The sequence below is a fragment of the Microbacterium canaveralium genome (assembly GCF_047238045.1).
Classification (GTDB): Bacteria; Actinomycetota; Actinomycetes; order Actinomycetales; family Microbacteriaceae; genus Microbacterium.
This window is the reverse complement of record NZ_JBDFMA010000003.1, coordinates 520,348-539,899: the sequence shown is the minus strand read 5'-3', so window position 1 is coordinate 539,899 and position 19,552 is coordinate 520,348. Positions and strand designations below refer to the sequence as shown.

Annotated in this window: 15 protein-coding genes; 5 read left to right on the top strand and 10 right to left on the bottom strand. The window is 69.9% G+C overall.

Translation table 11 applies throughout. The features are described from left to right. Window positions 1-3: 3 nt before the first annotated feature. A complete protein-coding gene (locus ABC271_RS03415) occupies window positions 4-1,767 on the bottom strand; it encodes a DUF4012 domain-containing protein (protein ID WP_412923515.1) in 1,764 nt (587 codons plus the stop codon). Window positions 1,768-1,937: 170 nt separating this feature from the next. On the opposite strand from ABC271_RS03415, the gene ABC271_RS03410 reads away from it, so the two are divergent. From ABC271_RS03410 to ABC271_RS03390, 5 genes are read left to right on the top strand one after another with little or no spacing between them, the layout of a single operon-like run. Then, complete coding sequence (locus ABC271_RS03410; protein ID WP_412923514.1) at window positions 1,938-3,098, top strand: glycosyltransferase; 1,161 nt, start codon at window positions 1,938-1,940, stop codon at window positions 3,096-3,098. Between the two features lie 2 nt (window positions 3,099-3,100). Next, window positions 3,101-3,802: an acyltransferase gene (locus tag ABC271_RS03405; RefSeq protein ID WP_412923513.1), complete on the top strand. Its 702-nt coding sequence runs from the start codon at window positions 3,101-3,103 to the stop codon at window positions 3,800-3,802. Next, window positions 3,799-4,893: a glycosyltransferase family 4 protein gene (locus tag ABC271_RS03400; RefSeq protein ID WP_412923512.1), complete on the top strand. Its 1,095-nt coding sequence runs from the start codon at window positions 3,799-3,801 to the stop codon at window positions 4,891-4,893. The genes ABC271_RS03405 and ABC271_RS03400 overlap by 4 nt, the downstream gene beginning before the upstream one ends. Continuing rightward, on the top strand, window positions 4,890-6,290 hold the full coding sequence (locus ABC271_RS03395) for a hypothetical protein (protein ID WP_412923511.1): 1,401 nt from the start codon (window positions 4,890-4,892) through the stop codon (window positions 6,288-6,290). The genes ABC271_RS03400 and ABC271_RS03395 overlap by 4 nt, the downstream gene beginning before the upstream one ends. After that, window positions 6,271-7,500 carry a lipopolysaccharide biosynthesis protein gene (locus ABC271_RS03390; RefSeq protein WP_412923510.1) on the top strand — a complete coding sequence of 410 codons (1,230 nt, stop codon included), beginning with the start codon at window positions 6,271-6,273 and terminating at the stop codon, window positions 7,498-7,500. Before ABC271_RS03395 ends, ABC271_RS03390 begins: the two co-directional genes overlap by 20 nt. Window positions 7,501-7,579: 79 nt before the next feature. On the opposite strand, the gene ABC271_RS03385 is transcribed toward ABC271_RS03390, so the two are convergent. From ABC271_RS03385 to ABC271_RS03345, 9 genes are all read right to left on the bottom strand, one after another. After that, window positions 7,580-8,503 (bottom strand): hypothetical protein, encoded by a 924-nt coding sequence (locus tag ABC271_RS03385; protein ID WP_412923509.1) that lies wholly within the window; start codon window positions 8,501-8,503, stop codon window positions 7,580-7,582. Between the two features lie 160 nt (window positions 8,504-8,663). After that, window positions 8,664-9,857, bottom strand: coding sequence for an elongation factor Tu (tuf, locus tag ABC271_RS03380; protein WP_022878282.1), 1,194 nt, complete (start codon window positions 9,855-9,857; stop codon window positions 8,664-8,666). Window positions 9,858-10,016: 159 nt separating this feature from the next. Next, complete coding sequence (fusA, locus tag ABC271_RS03375; RefSeq protein ID WP_412923508.1) at window positions 10,017-12,131, bottom strand: elongation factor G; 2,115 nt, start codon at window positions 12,129-12,131, stop codon at window positions 10,017-10,019. 87 nt (window positions 12,132-12,218) lie between these two features. Then, window positions 12,219-12,689, bottom strand: coding sequence for a 30S ribosomal protein S7 (gene rpsG / locus ABC271_RS03370; protein ID WP_412923507.1), 471 nt, complete (start codon window positions 12,687-12,689; stop codon window positions 12,219-12,221). 5 nt (window positions 12,690-12,694) lie between these two features. Further along, complete coding sequence (gene rpsL / locus ABC271_RS03365; protein ID WP_013584051.1) at window positions 12,695-13,063, bottom strand: 30S ribosomal protein S12; 369 nt, start codon at window positions 13,061-13,063, stop codon at window positions 12,695-12,697. A 295-nt stretch (window positions 13,064-13,358) separates the two neighbouring features. After that, the gene (locus ABC271_RS03360; RefSeq protein ID WP_412923506.1) at window positions 13,359-14,096 is read right to left on the bottom strand and encodes a hypothetical protein; all 738 of its coding nucleotides are present in this window, start codon (window positions 14,094-14,096) and stop codon (window positions 13,359-13,361) included. After that, window positions 14,093-15,664, bottom strand: a complete 1,572-nt coding sequence (locus ABC271_RS03355) for a DUF5684 domain-containing protein (RefSeq protein ID WP_412923505.1) — start codon at window positions 15,662-15,664, stop codon at window positions 14,093-14,095. Before ABC271_RS03355 ends, ABC271_RS03360 begins: the two co-directional genes overlap by 4 nt. Continuing rightward, on the bottom strand, window positions 15,661-18,156 hold the full coding sequence (locus ABC271_RS03350; protein ID WP_412923504.1) for a transglutaminase TgpA family protein: 2,496 nt from the start codon (window positions 18,154-18,156) through the stop codon (window positions 15,661-15,663). Before ABC271_RS03350 ends, ABC271_RS03355 begins: the two co-directional genes overlap by 4 nt. After that, window positions 18,153-19,529 carry a DUF58 domain-containing protein gene (locus tag ABC271_RS03345; protein ID WP_412923503.1) on the bottom strand — a complete coding sequence of 459 codons (1,377 nt, stop codon included), beginning with the start codon at window positions 19,527-19,529 and terminating at the stop codon, window positions 18,153-18,155. Before ABC271_RS03345 ends, ABC271_RS03350 begins: the two co-directional genes overlap by 4 nt. Window positions 19,530-19,552 lie beyond the last annotated feature (23 nt).

Below are 19,552 nucleotides of genomic sequence, written 5' to 3'. Positions count from 1 at the left end.
CACTCAAGCGCAGGGCATCTCGACGACGGTCGTGTTGACGGGATTGACCATCGGCGTGTGCACGATCGCGGCGTCGGGGCCGTCGTCGGGAGTCCCCTGGAACCGCACCGCCAGGGTGTGGACGAACTGCGGAGGATTCACGATCCACATGCGACCGACCGGGCGCCCGAGGTGTTCTCCCGTGGTGATCGACACGTCGACGCCGTCGAGGGCCGCGCCCACGAAGGTCGACCCGGTGGGTCCGTAGAACTGCAGGTCGGTGCCGATCGTTCCCTTGGCGAAGTGGTTCGCCCCGTCCACATACCGGCCGAGCCCGTCCGACGTGGCCTGATCCAGCCCGTTCACGAAGGTCACGACGGTCGTATACGTGGGCACGGACGAGCATCGATCCACCTGCACCTCGGCAGACATCCACGTGTAGTAACTGAGCTTGGCCTCGGTCAGGTCGTTGACGAAAACGCCCAGGGTGGGGATGCCCCCCGAGTCCGTCTCGGGTAGCGGCCCCAGGAGCCGCGAGCCCGCGAACCCGGCCTCCACTTCGGGACGGAACGAGTGGAACATCACCCGGTTCTCGTCCACGGCCCGTACGAGCGCTTCGGCGAACGCCACCGGCTGGAAATCTCCCGACGACAGGGCGTCGAAGACTTTCACAGCGGCGGAAGCGAAGAAAGCGTCCTGGTCCGCGTTGTCGGGATATCGAGCGTAGACATCGCTGAGCAGGATCTGCACGGCATCCGAAGACGTCAGCTTGTCACCGGTCGCAAGAGTGATGGGCCCGGTGGCGTCCAGGATGTACGACAACGTCACCGGGTCGATGGAGATCACACCGTCTACGGGCGTGCCGTAGGTCTGGGCCCAGAATTCCTTGGCGAGATTCGCCGACAACGCGAAATCCGGCGTCGAGGTGATGTCCTGCGAATACCGCCCTACCTTGTCGTCGTAGAGCTTCACGACCTCCGGATCGAGCGGAAGGATCGGGGTTGCTCTGTTGTTCTCGAAGTCGCGACTGGTCGCCTGATCGGCGATCTCCATCTTGCCGCCCTCGAACCGCAGCCGGACGACGGATGCCGGAATGCCCCCGGTACCGCGCGCTTCGGCGTTGTTCTGCACGAGCAGCAGGTAATACTGCGGACCGTCCTGACCCATCATGGAGGGCAGTTGCGGCATGATCTGATCCGCGCGGGTGAGCGCGGGGTGAAGCGCCGCCACCACCTGTGACAGCTGGGTGAGAGGGCCCCGCAGGGCGCCCGGTGTGCCGCTCGGGTCGACGTCCGCGAGCGCGTCCGCAGCGGCGCCGCTCGCCGCAGCCGCGGTCGAAACGGGCTCGGCGAGCTGAGACAGCGCAGCCAGATCGAACGTCCCGCCCTGAGGACGCAGGAGCGACGGATCCATGTCGGAGAGGACGGGCAGCACCCCCTCCGCGAGATCGTCGACGGCGACGGCCGTCTGACGGACGGCGTGCAGCGTGGATCCGATGAACGGGGCCTGCTCGGCCGCCTGCCACAGCCAGGTGTCGACCGCGCCTCGGGCGGTGGAAGCGTGCTGCTGCAGCTCGTGAACGCTGGCCGACAGTTGCGTGCGATCGTCGGCGGCGAAATCGTCCTGCAGCGTGGCGACGAGGGGGACTGCCGCGCGCAGTTCCTTCTGAGCGATGAACGCCCCGACCCCGACGGCCGCAGCGACGGCGACGAGCGCGACGGCCACGACGCCGAAGGCGCTCCAGGCGATGACGGTGATGGTGCGGCGGTTCGGAATGGCTCGCGACATGGGATTCCCCTCACCCCGGGAGTCGGGACCGGCGTCTGCGCAAGACGGATGCGCTCGCGCAGACGGGTATGCTACCGAACTTAGGGGGACGGTCTGCTGAGTGCGCTGGCACGAGTGGGGCGACGCATCGTTTGTTCTCCCGCACGCAGAGACCAGACCCGAGGAGACGCGTGGCACCTCACCACACGCCTGCCGTTGCCATCATCGGCACGCGCGGTTACCCCAGTTATTACGGCGGATTCGAGACCGCTGTGCGCAAGCTTTCGCCGTACCTGGTTGATCAGGGATGGGACGTCACCGTCTACGGTCGCCCCGGCGCGACCGACCCCGCGGATCCCGACCGGGACCCTCGCGTGCATGCCCGGACCACCTGGGGAATCGACTCGAAGGCGGCGAGCACCCTGTCGTACGGGCTTACCTCGACCCTGGATGCTGCGCGTCGGAAACCCGACGTCGCCCTCATCATGAACGTGGCGAACGGCTTCTGGCTCCCGCTTCTGCGCGCACGCGGCATCCCGACGGTCGTGAACGTCGACGGACTCGAGTGGGAACGTGAGAAGTGGAGCGCCCTGGGCAAGGCGGTCTTCCGCGCCGGCGCGCGCGTCACGGCGCGCTGGTCCAGCGAGCGCGTCGTCGACGCGCGCACGATCGGCGACGCCTGGCAGACCAAGTTCGGCGTCGGAGGCACGTTCATCCCCTACGGTGCGGACGTCCCGCCCGCCCTTCCGGTCGAGCCGGGCTTCACTCACCGGGGGTACGCCCTCGTCGTCGCCCGCTTCGTGCCCGAGAACACCGTCGGCCCGTTCTTCGACGCGGCGGCGCGCCTCGCAGCCACCCACGACGTCATCGTCGTGGGATCGTCGGGCTACGGCGGCGACCTCGATCATCGCGCGGCGAAGCTCGCCGAACAGCTGCCCCGCTTCCACTGGTTCGGGCACGTGCACGACGACAATCGCCTCCATGCGCTGTGGCAGCACGCGGGCGCGTACTTCCACGGCCACAGCGTCGGTGGCACCAACCCCGCCCTCGTCCAGGCCATGGCGGCCGGAGCGCCCATCGTGGCGCGCGACACCGTGCACAGCCGCGAGGTGCTGGGCGCGGACGCCGGGGAGTTCACCGGACCGGCACCCGATCAGATCGAGGCGACGTTGCGACGTCTGCTGGACAGCCCGGAACGCCAGGAGCAGTTGAGCCGGGCGGCCGTTCGGCGTGCCCGAGAGGCGTACTCCTGGGAGAGCGTGAACGCCGCCTACGAACGACTGCTGCGGTCGTACGTGGGCGGTGCGGATGACCGCATCCGCGACCGCGCGGCCCAGGAGCAGGATCGCTGATCGTGGGCATCGCCGACAAGATCATCCGAGAGCAGCGGGAACGCCTCCGCGAGGCGGGAAGCGAACGCTGGCGCATCGTCAGCGCTCAGCTCGCCGCGAAGGTCGCGCCGATGGCGGTGCGGGGAGCCCTTCTCGCACCCCGGATGGGGTCGACGCGGGGTCTGCCGCTCATCGGCCGCGGCGTGCGCGTACGCAACGCCCACCTCGTGCACGCCGGCAAGGACCTCATCGTCGAGGACTTCGCCGAGATCCAGGGCCTGAGCCGGGACGGCATCCGCTTCGGGGACGGCGTCTCCATCGGCGCGGGAACCCTCATCCGCCCGAGCAGCTACTACTCCCGCGCGATCGGGGTGGGCCTGGTCATGGGCGACGGGAGCAGCCTGTCGCCGGGCTGCTACATCGGATGCTCGGGGGGCGTGACGATCGGCGAGAAGTCGATGCTCGGCCCCGGGGTCCGCGTGTTCGCGGAAGACCACGTCATGAGCGACCCGACGGCGGACGTGAAGTCCCAGGGAGTCGAATGGTCGCCCATCACCATCGGGTCCGGGTGCTGGATCGCCAGCGGCGTGACCATCACCTCGGGCGTCACCATCGGGGACGGCGCCGTGGTGGCCGCCGGCGCCGTGGTCACGCGCGATGTCCCGGCCGGCGCGGTCTGGGGTGGCATCCCCGCCCGAGAGCTGAAGACGCGAGCGGCCGAGTGAGCCGCCGCCGCTGCATCATCCTGCACCCGTCGGACGAGATGTACGGCGCGGACCGCGTGCTGCTCGAGGTCCTGCGGACTGCTCCGGACGACACGGATCTCGAGGTCTGGCTCCCCACCGACGTCGACTACCCCCAGCGCGAATTGTCACGCGCCCTCGAAGAGAACGGCATCCGCGTTCGTCGTCTCTCTCTGCCCATCATGCGACGGGCATACCTGCGCCCCGCGCGTCTCCCCGGTCTCGCCTGGCGGGCGCTGACGACGAGCGTCCGGCTCGCCCTCTCGCGCCCGGCCCTGGTCTACTTGAACACCGCGGCCACCGCTCTCGCCGCCCCCGCGGCGCGCCTGTCGGGCGGGCGGGTCGTCCTCCATCTCCACGAGCACATCGACGAACGGTCGCGTGCCGTCACTCCGTTCCTGCGTTTCCCGCACCGGATCATCGCGGTGAGCTCAGCCGTCGCCGAGGTTCTCCCTCCACCGCTTCGGGGCCGCACGCGGGTGGTCCACAACGGTTTCGACGCCGCGCCCCCCACCGAATTGCCGTCGTTTGCGGACGGTATCCGCCTCGTCATCGCGAGCCGATGGAATGCCTGGAAGGGCCACCGCGTGCTGTTGAGCGCGTGGGATGCCGCCCACCGGGAGGATCTGCGACTCGAGGTCCTCGGCGACCGTCCGCCGAGCGGGGAGGCCGTCGACGTCCCGGGCATCGTCGAGCGTTCGCCGCGTCGCGACAAGATCGTCGTCGTCGGACCCACACCGGACGTCCGTCGGCACCTCGACGCCGCCCACGTGGTCGTGGTGCCGAGCGTCCTGCCCGACCCCCTGCCGACGATCGCCATCGAGGCACTCGGCGCCGGTCGCGCCGTCCTCGCCAGCGACACGGGCGGACTGCGCGAGATCGTGGGAGACAGCCCGCTGCTCGTCGCCCCCGGTGACGAATCCGCGTGGACCGAGGCGCTCGACGCCCTCGACGAGGACGCCATCCGAACGGCCGCGCTCGCTGCTCGGACCCGCTTCGAGCAGCTCTTCTCCCGCGACACATTCGATGAGCGGATCCGGGAAGAACTGTGGACGCAGGAGAACCGCCGATGACAACGACAGCCTTCGCGCAGCCGACCCTGACCCGACGCGCCCGTCTGGTGACCTTCGGACTCATCGCGGCCGTCGTCGTCAGCTCGTTCCTCGGTCGATACGACGCCGAGATCATCGGGTTCCGAGTCCGCGTCGAGCAGGTCGTCCCGCTTCTACTCGCGGCATGGATGCTGGGCCATCCGGTGTTGCGCCGATCGTTCTTCCGAGCCGCCCGCCACCCCGTGCCGGTGGTCTTTGCGGTCTTCGTCGCATGGAACGTCATCTCGACGCTCTTGTTCTCACCGAGCCTCACGTGGAGTGCGTCGATCCTCATCTGGCTCCTGATCGACCTCCTGCTGCTGATATCGATGATGGCCCTCAGCGAAGGCGCGGAGTTCGCCGGCCGTTTGGGGCGCTGGTCGGTGGCGCCGTGGGCTCTCGTGGGGTTCGCGGCGTTCGCGATCGCCAACCTGACACGCGGCGGGTTCACACTCGGCACCGATTTCGACTGGCTCTACGAGGTGTACGTCGCGCGATTGACGGCCATCGAAGCCAACATCTACGCGTCCATCCTCGTGTTCTGGACGCTCCTGACCATCACGCGGCGACGCATCGGCCGGTGGGAGACCGCCGCGATCGCGATCGCCGTACCGCTAGGGCTCGTCGCGTCGCAAACGCGGACGGCGGTGTTCAGCCTTCTCCTGGGTCTCGCCGTCTTCGCGGTGTACACCCTTCTGTCGCGCCGTTCGAGTTGGCGCGACCGATTCCGCCGGGTCGTGCCGACCGCCGTCCTCGCGGCGACGCTCGTCCTCACCTACGGAATCATCGCGGCGATCGGCGACGCCGCACCCGCCGACCGCTCGCTCCCTGTCCCCTCGGATGTTCCGACCGTCGCGACGGAGTCCGCTCCTGCCGCGGCGGTGGAGGAGACAGCCCCTCCCGTAGACACGCCGGCGCCCGAGGCCACGCGAATCCCCGACCCGACGGATCCGGCCCAACAGAACAAGATCGGCGACGTCGACCTGCAGGGTGGCACCATCGGCTTCCGTGTGACGGTCGCCCAGCTCGCCGCGCAGGAGATGAACGGCATCCATCTCTGGCTCGGGAACGGCACCAATACCTTCGGGCTGCGGCACGACCAGCCGGGCACGCCGGGTATCAGCGGGCACATCATCATGCTGCCCGTGCAGGTGCTGTACGACGCGGGCATCCTGGGTCTCGCCCTGCTGATCGCGCTGTTCGTCCTGGTGTTCCTCAAGGTCCCGCGCGAGCGGCGACCCGTGGCGGCCGGGCTCCTCACGGCCTATCTGTTGTCGGCGACGCTCACGAGCATGTTCTGGTTCGCCGTGACCTGGATCCTGATCGCCGTGCTCCTGCGTCCGGCCACCGAAGACGATCGTGCCCTCGAGCACGCCTGAGGCGCCGAAACCGCACCGGGCGCGCAGCGTCGCGCTGCTGACCGGCGTGTCCGCGCTGTCGGCCGTCTCGCCGCTCATCGCGCTGCCGCTGCTGACCCGTGCGGCCGGCCCCGCCGGCTTCACCGAGATCGCCATCGGCCAGGCGCTCGGAACGCTGGCCGCCACGCTGATCACATTCGGGTGGGCCGTTCGCGGCCCCGTGGAAGCCGCGCGATCGCCCCACCCGGCACGCGTCTTCCGCGCGAGCCTGGCGGTGCGGGGGGCCAACAGTCTGGTCGTGCTGCCCGTCATCGCCGTGATCGCCGCGCTCGCCAGCCACGCGCAAGACCATTCCCTCGCGATCGTCGCGGCGCTGGCCTTCGCCCTGCAGGGACTCTCGATGAGCTGGTACGCGGTGGGGGTCGGTCGTCCGCTGCTCGCGCTGAGCTTCGACGCCGTCCCGCGGATCGTTCTCAACCTGGTCGGTGCGGTCGCAGCGTTGATCACCGGCGCGGCGATCCTCTACCCCGTGATCCTCCTGGTCGGGACGCTCGTCGCCACCCTCGCCGCCACCTGGGCCATCGGGCTCCGCGAGCGGTTCTCGCCTCGATCGACCCTGGCGGATGCCGCCGCGGCGTACCGTGCCGGCTGGCGCACAGCACTGACGGCGAGCCTCCTCACGTTCTCGGAGACCGCTCCCCAATCCACCCTGGGCGTCGCCGCGTCGCCTGCCGCCATCGGCTTCGCCCCCTTCGACCGGATCCTGAAGTACGGCTACATCGGCGTGTACATGATCTCGTCGTCGTTCCAGGGGTGGGTCTCGTCGGCCACCGGCGACCTCGCCCATCGGCGAATGCGCCGCGCTGTCGGCATCCACGCTGTCCTGGCACTGGTGTTGGGCGCCCTGTTCGCCATCGTCGTGCCGTGGGCGACGCCCGTCGTCCTCGGCCCGGGGTTCGTCATCGCCCCCCTCACCGCCCTGTTCGGAGGGATCGCCCTCGCGGCCATGACCGTCGGCACGGCCCTCGGGGTGTGTGTCGTGCTCCCCGCGGGGCGTGACGGCGCCTACCTGGCCGCGGTCATCGTGGGGGCCGCTCTCGTCGTGCCGGCGGTCCTCATCGGCGCCGGCCTCGCGGGCGTGACGGGCGCGGCCGCCGGAGTGGCGCTCGTGCAGGTCGCGGCGCTCGCAACGCTGGCGGCGGCCGCCGCGCCTGTTCTCCGCGCACGCTGACGCTCGACCCGTTCTCCGCTCCCGCTGACGCCCGACGAGGGCAAGCTCCCTCGCTACTTTCGTGCGCCAACCACGACGGTCAAGCCAGGAGCGTGCCGAGAACCGACAGGGCGACCCACACGCCCGAGAAGATGGCGGCCGCGAGCAGAGCCCCCCACAGGCGCTGGGACAGACCCGCGAACACGCCCAGCGCCACTCCGAGGACGATCGGCAGAGCGACGGGCATGCCGCTGACGTCGCCGCGGAACACCACGGGGATGACAGCGAACCCAACGGCCGTCAGCGCTCCGGCGACGATCCGCGTCACCACGGGACTCATTCGCGGAGACAGCGCCCGCACTGCGGCGGGGAAGACGAGACCGACCGCGAACACCGCCAGGAACGCGCTCGTGAGGATCGGAGCGACGACTCCCGTCGCAACCCATCGCGGCGACAACGCGGCGTACGCCGGCCAGGCACCGCCCCCGGCGAACACGCCGGCGACGAAGGGCAGGAGGACGCCCAGCACGAGCCCCCACAGGATGTCGAGAGCGCGCAGGCCGAGCAGGCCCGGAAGGCGTGAGCGGGACAGCACAGCCAGCGCCGTCGCGGCGACGAGGACGGATGCCACTCCCCCGCCGAGCGACTGACCGAGGGCGCCGCCGAGGGCCAGCGACACGATGAGGCCGACGACCGTCGAAACCACGAGCGTGGCGCCCGCGATCGCCAACCACAGCCAGGCTCGCTCGGGACGGCCACGACGGCGTCGGACAGGGTCGGTGGGGGTGGACGGAAGTACTGCGACGGCGGGCGTGACGGGCTCGTCAGACGCCGGCGTGCGATTCTCGGCCCGGGCAACAGGCACCGAGGCCGGAGCGCCGGTCGCGTCCGATGACGCGACAGACGCGCTCAGCGCCCCGTCATCGACTGCAGAAGCATCGATGACCGCGGACGTCGGATCCGTCGAAGCGTTGCGCTCGGCGCGCAGCGAGCGGCGACTGCGCTCCCCAGGGGCAGTGTCCATGCCCTCAGCTTACGGGGCGGGTGCGAGTGCGCCGGACCGGATGCGAGGCGGCGCCATGCGCACGGCCTGAGCCGGACATCGTGCCGCCACGCACGCCGTCCTGCCGACGACGAAGGGCCGGGCCCGAAGGCCCGGCCCTTGCCGGTCAGTCCGAAGGGACTTACTTGAGGATCTTGGTGACGGTACCGGCACCGACGGTGCGGCCACCCTCACGGATCGCGTAGCCGAGGCCCTCTTCCATGGCGATCGGCTGGATGAGCTCGACCGACATCTCGGTGGTGTCACCGGGCATGACCATCTCGGTGCCCTCGGGCAGCGTGATGACGCCGGTCACGTCCGTGGTACGGAAGTAGAACTGCGGGCGGTAGTTCGTGAAGAACGGGTTGTGACGGCCGCCCTCCTCCTTGGACAGGATGTACGCCGTGCCCTCGAAGTTGGTGTGCGGGGTGACCGAACCGGGCTTGACGACGACCTGGCCGCGCTCGACATCGTCACGCTTGGTGCCGCGGAGGAGCAGACCACAGTTCTCGCCGGCCCAGGCCTCGTCGAGCTGCTTGTGGAACATCTCGATACCCGTGACCGTGGTCTTCTGCGTCGGGCGGATGCCGACGATCTCGACCTCGGAGTTGATCGCGAGGGTACCGCGCTCGGCGCGACCCGTGACGACCGTTCCACGACCGGTGATGGTGAAGACGTCCTCGATGGGCATGAGGAACGGCTTGTCCTTGTCACGCACCGGGTCGGGGATGGACTCGTCCACGGCGTTCATGAGCTCGACGATCGACTCGACCCACTGCTCGTCGCCCTCGAGAGCCTTGAGGCCCGAGACGCGAACGACGGGGGCGTTGTCGCCATCGAAGTCCTGCGAGGAGAGCAGCTCGCGCACCTCGAGCTCGACGAGCTCCAGGATCTCCTCGTCGTCGACCATGTCGGCCTTGTTCAGCGCGACGAGCAGGTAGGGCACGCCGACCTGCTTGGCGAGCAGAACGTGCTCACGCGTCTGGGCCATCGGGCCGTCGGTCGCCGCGACCACGAGGATCGCGCCGTCCATCTGAGCGGCACCGGTGATCATGTTCTTGATGTAGTCGGCGTGACCGGGGGCGTCGACGTGAGCGTAGTGACGCTTGGGGGTCTCGTACTCGACGTGCGAGATGTTGATGGTGATACCGCGCTGGCGCTCTTCCGGCGCCGAGTCGATCGACGCGAAGTCACGCTGGACGTTGGTGGCCGACGGGTACTTGTCGGCGAGCACCTTCGAGATGGCAGCGGTGAGCGTGGTCTTGCCGTGGTCGACGTGACCGATCGTTCCGATGTTCACGTGCGGCTTGGTCCGCTCGAACTTGGCCTTAGCCACTGGGTCCTCCTCAGGACGTTCATGCAGAGTGACGGGCGCTGGATTGCGACCGGTTCTCTACGGGGATGGTTCTCAGGTTACTAGAGAGTCGGTATTGAGTTTGAGCGGATGCCGGGAGCCCGGCCGGGGCGCGGGCCCCCGGCATCCGTGAGAGCGGAGTTACTCGCCCTTGTTCTTCTGGATGATCTCGTCGGCGACAGCCTTGGGCACATCGGCGTAGCTGTCGAACTCCATCGAGTACACGGCACGACCCGAGGTCTTCGAGCGCAGGTCACCGATGTAACCGAACATCTCGGACAGCGGGACGTTGGCACGGACGACCTTGACGCCGGCCGCGTCCTCCATCGACTGGATCTGACCGCGGCGCGAGTTCAGGTCACCGATGACGTCGCCCATGTACTCCTCGGGAGTACGGACCTCAACGGCCATGATCGGCTCGAGGAGGGTGGGGTTCGCCTTGCGGACGGCCTCCTTGAAGCCCATCGAACCGGCGATCTTGAACGCCATTTCCGACGAGTCGACGTCGTGCGAGGCACCGTCGAGCAGGATCGCCTTGACACCCACCATGGGGTAACCGGCGAGCACACCGACGTTCATCGCGTCCTGGAAGCCCTGGTCGGTCGGCGAGATGTACTCGCGCGGGATACGACCACCGGTGACCTTGTTCTCGAACTCGTAGGTCTTGTCAGCCGTGACCTCGAGGGGCTCCAGCGCGAACTGGATCTTCGCGAACTGACCCGAACCACCGGTCTGCTTCTTGTGGGTGTAGTCGTGACGCTCGACCGTCTTACGGATGGTCTCGCGGTACGCCACCTGGGGCTTTCCGACGTTGGCCTCGACCTTGAACTCGCGCTTCATGCGGTCCACGAGGATGTCGAGGTGCAGCTCACCCATGCCCTTGATGACCGTCTGGCCGGTCTCGGAGTTCTGCTCGACGCGGAACGTGGGGTCTTCCTCGGCGAGCTTCTGGATGGCGACACCCAGCTTCTCCTGGTCGGCCTTGGTCTTGGGCTCGATCGCGACCTCGATGACCGGCTCCGGGAACGTCATCGACTCGAGGACGACCTGGTTCGCCGGGTCGCTCAGGGTGTCACCGGTGGTGGTGTCCTTGAGGCCGATGACCGCGTAGATGTGACCGGCGGTCACGGAGTCGACGGGCATCTCCTTGTTGGCGTGCATCTGGAAGATCTTCCCGATGCGCTCCTTCTTGCCCTTGGTCGCGTTGACGACCTGCGCGCCCGAGTCGAGGTGACCCGAGTAGACGCGGATGTAGGTGAGGCGACCGAAGAACGGGTGCGTCACGATCTTGAACGCCAGGGCCGCGAAGGGCTCCTCGCGGTCGGCGTGGCGCTCGATGACGACCTCTTCGTCCTTGGGGTCGTGGGCCTCGATGGCCGGCACGTCCAGGGGCGAGGGGAGGTAGTCGACGACCGCGTCGAGCATGGGCTGGACACCGCGGTTCTTGAACGCCGAACCGCAGAGCACGGGGTAGAGCTCGGAAGCGATCGTGAGCTTGCGGATGGCGCCCTTGATCTCGGCGACCGTGAGCTCTTCGCCGCCGAAGTACTTCTCGAGCAGCGCCTCGTCGGACTCGGCGACGGTCTCGAGCAGCTTCTCGCGGTACTCGGCGGCCTTGTCGGCGAGGTCGGCCGGGATCTCCTGGATCTCGTACTTGGCGCCCATGGTCACGTCACCCTTGGCATCGCCGGGCCACACCAGGGCACGCATCTCGACGAGGTCGATGACACCGACGAAGTCGTTCTCCGCACCGATGGGCAGCTGGATGACGAGCGGCTTGGCCTTCAGACGGTTCACGATCGTGTCGACCGTGAAGTAGAAGTCGGCGCCCAGCTTGTCCATCTTGTTGACGAAGCAGATGCGGGGGACGTCGTACTTGTCGGCCTGACGCCACACCGTCTCGGACTGGGGCTCCACGCCCTCCTTGCCGTCGAAGACGGCGACGGCGCCGTCGAGCACGCGCAGCGAGCGCTCGACCTCGACCGTGAAGTCGACGTGTCCGGGGGTGTCGATGATGTTGATCTGGTTCTTGTCCCAGAAACAGGTGACAGCGGCGGAGGTGATCGTGATGCCACGCTCCTGCTCCTGCTCCATCCAGTCGGTGGTCGCGGCGCCGTCGTGCGTCTCACCGATCTTGTGGTTGACGCCCGTGTAGAACAGGATGCGCTCGGTCGTCGTCGTCTTGCCGGCATCGATGTGCGCCATGATGCCGATGTTGCGGACCTTGTGGAGGTCGGTGAGCACGTCTTGTGCCACGGGTGTCTTCCTTACCTGTTGGGAGGTTGATGCCGGGCCCATCGGAGGGTCGGCCGCCGGGGTGCGGTGGCCGACCCTCCGCGGGTGTTACCAGCGGTAGTGCGCGAAGGCGCGGTTCGACTCGGCCATCTTGTGGGTGTCTTCGCGGCGCTTGACCGCGGCACCGAGGCCGTTCGAGGCGTCGAGGATCTCGTTCTGCAGACGCTCGGTCATCGTCTTCTCACGACGACCCTTCGCGTAGCTCACGAGCCAGCGCAGCGCGAGGGTGTTCGCGCGGTGCGGCTTGACCTCGACCGGAACCTGGTAGGTCGAGCCACCGACGCGGCGGCTCTTGACCTCGAGGGTGGGGCGCACGTTGTCGAGCGCCTTCTTGAGGGTGGCGACGGCGTCCTGACCGTTCTTCGTCTCGACACCCTTGAGGGCGTCGTAGACGATCGACTCGGCCAGCGACTTCTTGCCGTCGACGAGGATCTTGTTGACCAGCTGCGTGACGACGGGAGCGCCGTACACCGGGTCGTTGACGACGGGACGCTTCGGGGCGGGACCCTTACGAGGCATGGTTCTCAGCCCTTCTTCGCGCCGTAGCGGCTGCGAGCCTGCTTACGGTTCTTGACAGCCTGGGTGTCGAGCGCACCGCGGACGATCTTGTAGCGGACACCGGGGAGGTCCTTCACACGACCGCCGCGGACGAGCACGAGCGAGTGCTCCTGCAGGTTGTGACCCTCGCCGGGGATGTAGGCGGTGACCTCGGTACCGTTGCGCAGCTTGACACGGGCGACCTTGCGCATCGCCGAGTTCGGCTTCTTGGGGGTGGTCGTGTACACGCGGGTGCACACGCCGGCCTGCTGGGGGTTCGACTTCAGCGCGGGAGCCTTGGTCTTCGAGACCTTCGGCGAGCGGCCCTTGCGAACCAACTGCTGAATGGTTGGCACGTTCTCTCCTTGTTTGTGCTGCACGGTGACAGCGTCGTGTCTCCCCCGAAACCTCGCGCATCTTGCGATTCGTGACGTGTCGGGCTCACGTGTGATCCGCCGCGCGTCAGAATGATCGGACGCGGTTGTGGTGGATATGCCGTGGGGGTGGCCTGTTCGCAGGCCATTCCCTGAGATGGTGCGAGCGTTGTTCCGCGGTTCAGACCCGAGGGCATGGCACACGGCGCGCGTGAACGCACACCCGCTCAATGATACGCGCCCTGGAGGGTGCGGGCAAACGTGCGCAGCCCGACGCTCAGCCCATCAGCAGGAACAGCCCGATCGCTGCCGCGGCGACGAGCACGACGACCGTCACGGCGAGCACGAGACCGCGCTTACGGGCACGTCGGGACGACCGGGGAAGGACCTCAGCGGCATCCGGGGCGTCGCTCGACCGAGCGGGCGCTGCGGTGCGGGCGACGCGGACGGCCTCATCGGCGCGAGGGCGGTACAGCTCGTGGTCGGCGACGGGAGGACGTGCCTCGCGGGGCGTGGGAACCGGGTCGCCGGAAGGGGGAGCTGCGGTCGACACGCTCACGCGGGAACGGGCACGCCGTGTACCCGCCGCGGTGTCCGACGTCGGCGTCTCATCGGGAGCATCGGCGGGCGCCTCGTCGAGGGTGCCCACGCCGCGTGCCCGAGCGGGGGCGGTGGTGTCGTCCGGAACGGGGACGTCCACTGACGGCCGTGGTCGCCGCCGTTCCACGCTGATCGTCTCGTCGGCGGGCTCGCCGTCCGGCGGCGTCGACGGTCGGTGCGCCGGGGCCGCCCGGGGGGACGGACGCTCCACACGCACCGTCTCGTCCGACAGGACCGGACGCTCCACACGCACCGTGTCGGCAGCGACCTGCCGCGGCGAGACCGCGGTGTCGTCGTCGATCTCGTCGTCCGCGGCATCCGTCGCCCCGGTGGGTGGGGTGGGCCACGCGCGGAGACGCCCAGCCCACAGCGTCACGTCGTCCGGCTCGTCCGGCACGTCGTAGGGCCCGCTCACGGCTCGCTCCGCGTGAGGCGCACCTCCGCGTCACCGAGGAAGAAGCGCTCGCCCGCCTCGATCTCCTCGCCCGGGGGCGCCTCGACCTCGGTCCCCATCAGCGTCGCGAACAGCACGCCGTTGGTCGAGTCGAGATCGGTGACGTACCACGTATCTCCGCGAAGCTGCAGACGGGCGTGTGTCTTCGAGACGGTCCGAGTCTCGTCGGCGATCGGGACGAGCTGGGCATCGGGGTGAGCGGCATCCGCCGACGGCCGCCGCCCGAGGATCACCACGTCGGAGGTCAGGTCGATCGGGACACCGTTCGGCGGGACGAGCGCCCACGGGATGCGGCGGCGGCGGGTGACGACGGTGCGGTCGAGGGCGTCGATGTCGTCATCGGGGTCGACGGGGAACTCCGGCTGCGTGTACAGCGCCGATACCGACGTGCGCGCCGACCGCGGGGCCCCCGCCTGCGGGGCATCGGGAACGGCCGAGACCGCGCCGGAGAGTTCGGGGAACTCCTCCCCCGGCCCGTCATCGGTGCGGGCGGGCACCGCCGAGACCGGTGCGGGCCGCGTGAGCGGCTCGTCGGCTCCCGCGGCGTCCTCGTCGGGCAGTGACGGTGCCCGCCACGACGCGAGTCGGGGCTCATCCTCCTCAGCGGTCAGGGGCGGCAGGCCCGCGACCGGAGCCGACGCATCGGGCTCCGCGGGCGAATCGGAGGGAACGACCGGTCGCACGCGACCCGGGGCGGCGGGGGTGAGAAGACCCACGTCCCACGCCTCGGCGTCCGGCGCCGCGGCCGACGGGGTCGAAACCGCCGCACCGGGGTCGACCGACCGCTCCCCCGCACGAGGGGCGCGCAGGGCCGCCAGCACCTCCGACACCGAACTGCGGCCGTCTTCGGGCGTCGGCGCGGGGGTGGCGCCGGGGACCTCGTCGCGGGGAGTCGAGGCATCCGGGATCGTCGGCGGGGCCCACTCGGGCGGGGCGGGCGGGACGTCGGAGAGCGACGGCGATATCGCGGCGAACGGCAGCGGGATGGGCTCGGACGCGGGTTCGGGCGTCTCGGCATCCTTCCGCTCCTCGACGCCGGTCGGAGTCGGCGGTTCGGGGGTCCACCCGCCGACGAGCGGGACGTACGGACCCGCGAAATCCTGACCGCGCCGGACCGGGGCGGAGTTCTCGTCGACCCCCGACCGGCGGACGCCGGGTGCCGCCTCCGCCGTCCAGCGGGCACGACCGAAACCGAGGATGCTCGCCCAGACCATCGGGATGAAGGCACCCAGCACGGTCATGCCCGGTCCGCGGCCGAAGCCGAGCGTCACACGGTGGATGGCGACGATCAGCACGACCGCGAACGCGATCGCACCGAACAGGGGGATGAGGATCAACAGCACGAGCCACGGCGAGAATCCCCCGAGCTTGAGGACGGTCGCGAGGTTGACGACCGGCACCCACGCCTTCCAGGTCGCCTCGCCCGTCTTGGCGAACACCGCGGCCAGCGCCAGGGCGTACCAGACGTACACGATCACGAAGAGCAGGAGCGTCAGCGCCCCCAGGATCACACCCGTGGAATCGTTCATGTCGTCTCGCGCCGGCCGGCGGGCGGGCGCTTCCCCCTCTCGTCGCGGTGCGGCGGCCGTCGGCGCGTGGGGCGCGGGGCGAAGAACCGCAGGAACGATCTCAACGATACGGCCGCGCGCACGCGGCGCCACCACCCGCGCTGCCGCGACAGCACGCGGCGTTCGTCGTCCACGATGCGCCAGAACTCGGATGCCTCGTCGGCGGTGACCGTGCGCGACGAGAACACGGCGCGGTCGGCGTCGTCGGCGAGCCGCAGCCCGGCCGGCGTGTCGAAGGCCTCGGCCAGCTCCCGGCGGGTCGACGACGTGCGCACCTCACGACCGGAATCCACGCCGGCATCCACGTACTCGTCCCACCCTCCGGCGATCGCGACGCGCGGGTCGGGGTCACGGCGACGCCCGCGGCGCCGCACCGCCTTCGCCACCACGACGGCCAGGAACGGACCGAACAGGATCAGGACGACGAGCAGCGCGATACCGGAGACCCGCAGGATCGGCCACAGCCAGGCCAGGTCGAGCCCGTCGTCGCTCTTCTCGTCGTCGTCGGAGGCGTTGTCCTCCTGCACGGGGTCGGGCGGGACGACCTCGTCGACGGTGTCGGGACGGACCTCGGTCACGTTCTCGGGGTCGCGTTGCTGGGTCACCTCGAGGCTGGGGGAAACCTCCCACTGCGGTGTCACGTCGATCGGCGCCCAGCGACCGTCGGTGCCCTGGACCTCCGTCCACGCGCTCAGGTCGCGGGCACGGCACTCACCGGCCTCGCATGTGGCGACGCCGGGATCGCTCGAACTCATCCGCGTGCCGACCACCACGCGGGACGGGAACCCGAGCTCGCGGGCGATGAGCGCGGCTGCGACGGCGAACTGCTCGTCGTCGCCGACGGCGGCGACATAGTTCCCCGACGTCTGCGCGCGCGGGTCGTCCTCGCGATCGAGGAGACGCTGGAACATCGTCTCGATGCGCGCCAGTGAGTGACCCGACGCGCTGGGCTGCAGCTGATAGCCGGGCAGATCCGTGGTCCACTCGGGGGCGGGAGCGCCCGCGGCCGGGACCAGCCCGTGGCTGAGATAGCCCCGCTCGCGCAGGAGTCGGACGAGGGCCACCAGGTCGGCGCCAGAGCTGCCCGTGGCATGCTCGTCCACCCAACGGCGCAGATTCTCGCCGCCGGTCACGCCGCCATCGACACCGGGCGCACTGAGGGTGGCGGGGTCGTCGTCGGTGGGCTCCGTCGCCGCGATCGTGTACTCGTCGCCGGCGACCAGGCCACCATCGGCGATCTGCACACCGGCCTCGGCATCCACGCTGTAGTAGAAGCGGTCGGCGAGGACGTTCTGCCGATCGCCCTCGAACGTCGCCGAAACGAGACGGCCCGCCGTCGGCATCCAGATGCCACCGAGATCGCCGATCCGGATGTCGGCCTCGACCTCGCGGCCGTCGCTCAGCGGGAGACGCGAGGGCACTCGGACGAACGCCCCCTGTCGCGCCCCGGATGAGCGGAAGACTTCGCCGTCGTACGTGTCGAGCGTCGCCACCCGGATGCGCTCGGGCGCCGTTCCCGCGGTGTCGACGCGGAACAACACGTCCTCGGCGCGGGCGTCGGAGAACATCGCGCGGTACTCGGACAGGGGGCTCACCGCCTCCGCGATCTGCCGCTCCGGTCCCGCCGCCGAACGCAGCACGCGCCGATCGGCATCCCTCGCCGTCCCGGGCACGATCGCCACCGCGGCGACCACCGCCACCACGACCATCGCGGCGCCCAGGGCGCCCCGTCGACGATCGGTGCGCGTGCGGCGGCGCGGAATGGCGACCGCCCCGCTCTCGCTGGCCCGCCGGAGCGCGCGGGTGCGCTCATCGCGCGTTCGCCACGCCAACCACAGCACCGCCGACAGTACCGCCGAGACGCCGATCACGGTCTCGACGGGGGCCGCGAGCGACAGCGGGCCCACCACCAACGGAGCACTCGTCGAGGTGCGCCCGAAGAACAGGCCGAAACCGCTCATCGCCAGACCGCTGACGACCGCGGTCGGTGCCCGCCGATCGGCGCGGCACGCGAGCGCGAGCGTCACCGCCGTCCCGACGAGGAAGACCACGAGCGCCGGCACCAGGAGGTTCCGGTAGGACCCCACGGGAAGGTCGACGGTGACCAGGTCTTTCCACGCGAGCACGAAACCGGACAACGCCTCGCCGAGACCGCGGAGGACCTCGAGCGGGCTCGTCAGCCGCGAGGGGATCGCCAGCGGAACGGCGAGGACCACGAAAGCCCCCGCGACCAGGGCCGCGGTGATCCAGCCGCCCCAGCGGCGCCACATGCTCACGGCCACGAGGCCGGCAGCCACCGGCACCGCGACGGCCACGAGCACGACGAACGACACCGACGCGTACACCGGCCACGCCGCCACAGCCGCCAACAGCACGCACGCGGCGGTGTAGAGGCCGCCCGCGATGATCCGGGACCGGCGCCCGTCGTCCCGCGACCGGGCCGCGGCGCTCACGACGTCGCTCCGCGCACGAGGAGCCCGGCGAGATCGTCGAGCGTGCCGATCGTCAGGACGGTGAGTCCTGCCACGGTCTGCATCCGCGGGTGGGCTCGTTCGTCGCAGACGACCGCGGCGACCGCCGTGTCGGCCGGGAAGGCGAGAGCAGCCCGCCGCAGCCGCCCGATGGGCACGACCGAGCCGACGACCACGAACGCGATCGACAGCCTGTCATTGGCCTCGGATGCCAGCCGGCACACGTCCTCGACGGGCATGGTGTTCTCGTGGCTCGAGAGCGCACTGAACCCGTCGAGCATCGTGCGGGGCGTCACCGCGGGGATGTGTCGGATCGCCCGCAGACGGCCCTTCACCACGCGCGGGATCTCCGTTCCGGTCACGACGTCGACGTCGCGCGCATCGCGGACGGCCCGCACCCCGAGCGAGGCGGCGGCCGAGACGGCGAGTTCGTACTCGTCGGCATCCGCGTACTCCTGGGTCGCAGCCGCGAGCACGACGGCCATCCGCGACCGACGGGACTCCTCGTACTGGCGCACCATGAGGCGGCCGGTCTTCGCGGTGGACTTCCAGTGCACCTGACGGCGGGAGTCGCCGGGAACGTACTCGCGGATCGCGTGGAAGGACATGTCGGCGTCGACGAGGCGGCGGGTCGCGTTGCCCTCGAGGTCGCGCACGAGACCGGCACTCGTCGAGGGGAGGCCGACGGTCCGCGGGTGGACGTAGAGGTCGTGCACGTCGTCGAACGCGTGCTCGCGCCGCAGCAGACCCACCGGATCGCTACGCACCGTCGTCACCGGCCCGACCCGCACGACGCCCCGCGGCAACGGGGGGATCTCCAGCGGCTCGGTGATGCCGTGCCCCGGCCGCAGCAATGGAACCGCGAACTCGACGAGGCCGCGGCCCACCGGAATGTCCAGGCGCCCGGGCAGGGCCGGTCGTCTGCTGTCGTTGCGGACGGCGATCGCGCCGGTGACGCCGTGGCCGGCGACGACGCGCTCGTGCGTCAGGCTCAGGTCGACCTCATAGGCGCGGGCGCCGAACAGGAACGGAACGCTCATCAGAAGCAGCAGCAGCGCGACGGCGCCGCCGACCATCCATTCGACCCACCCGAAGACAAGGCCGAGGACCAGCCCCACCGTCGCCGCCATCGTGACGACCGCGCCGGCAGGCCGCACCGTCCGACCCGCCCACCGCACCGACGCTTCCGCGGCATCCACGATGGTCCGCCACACCTCGGCCGCGCGCACCGCGGCGCGCACCAGTCGCCGCGTACGCCGCGTCGACGTCGAGGTGATCGACGTCCGCGAACCCGTCGCCAGGGTGCCGGCGGAGGTGCGCGTGAGCCGCGACTCGGTGAGGTTCACGTCGGGCACGACGTCACCCCTTCCGCGGAGAG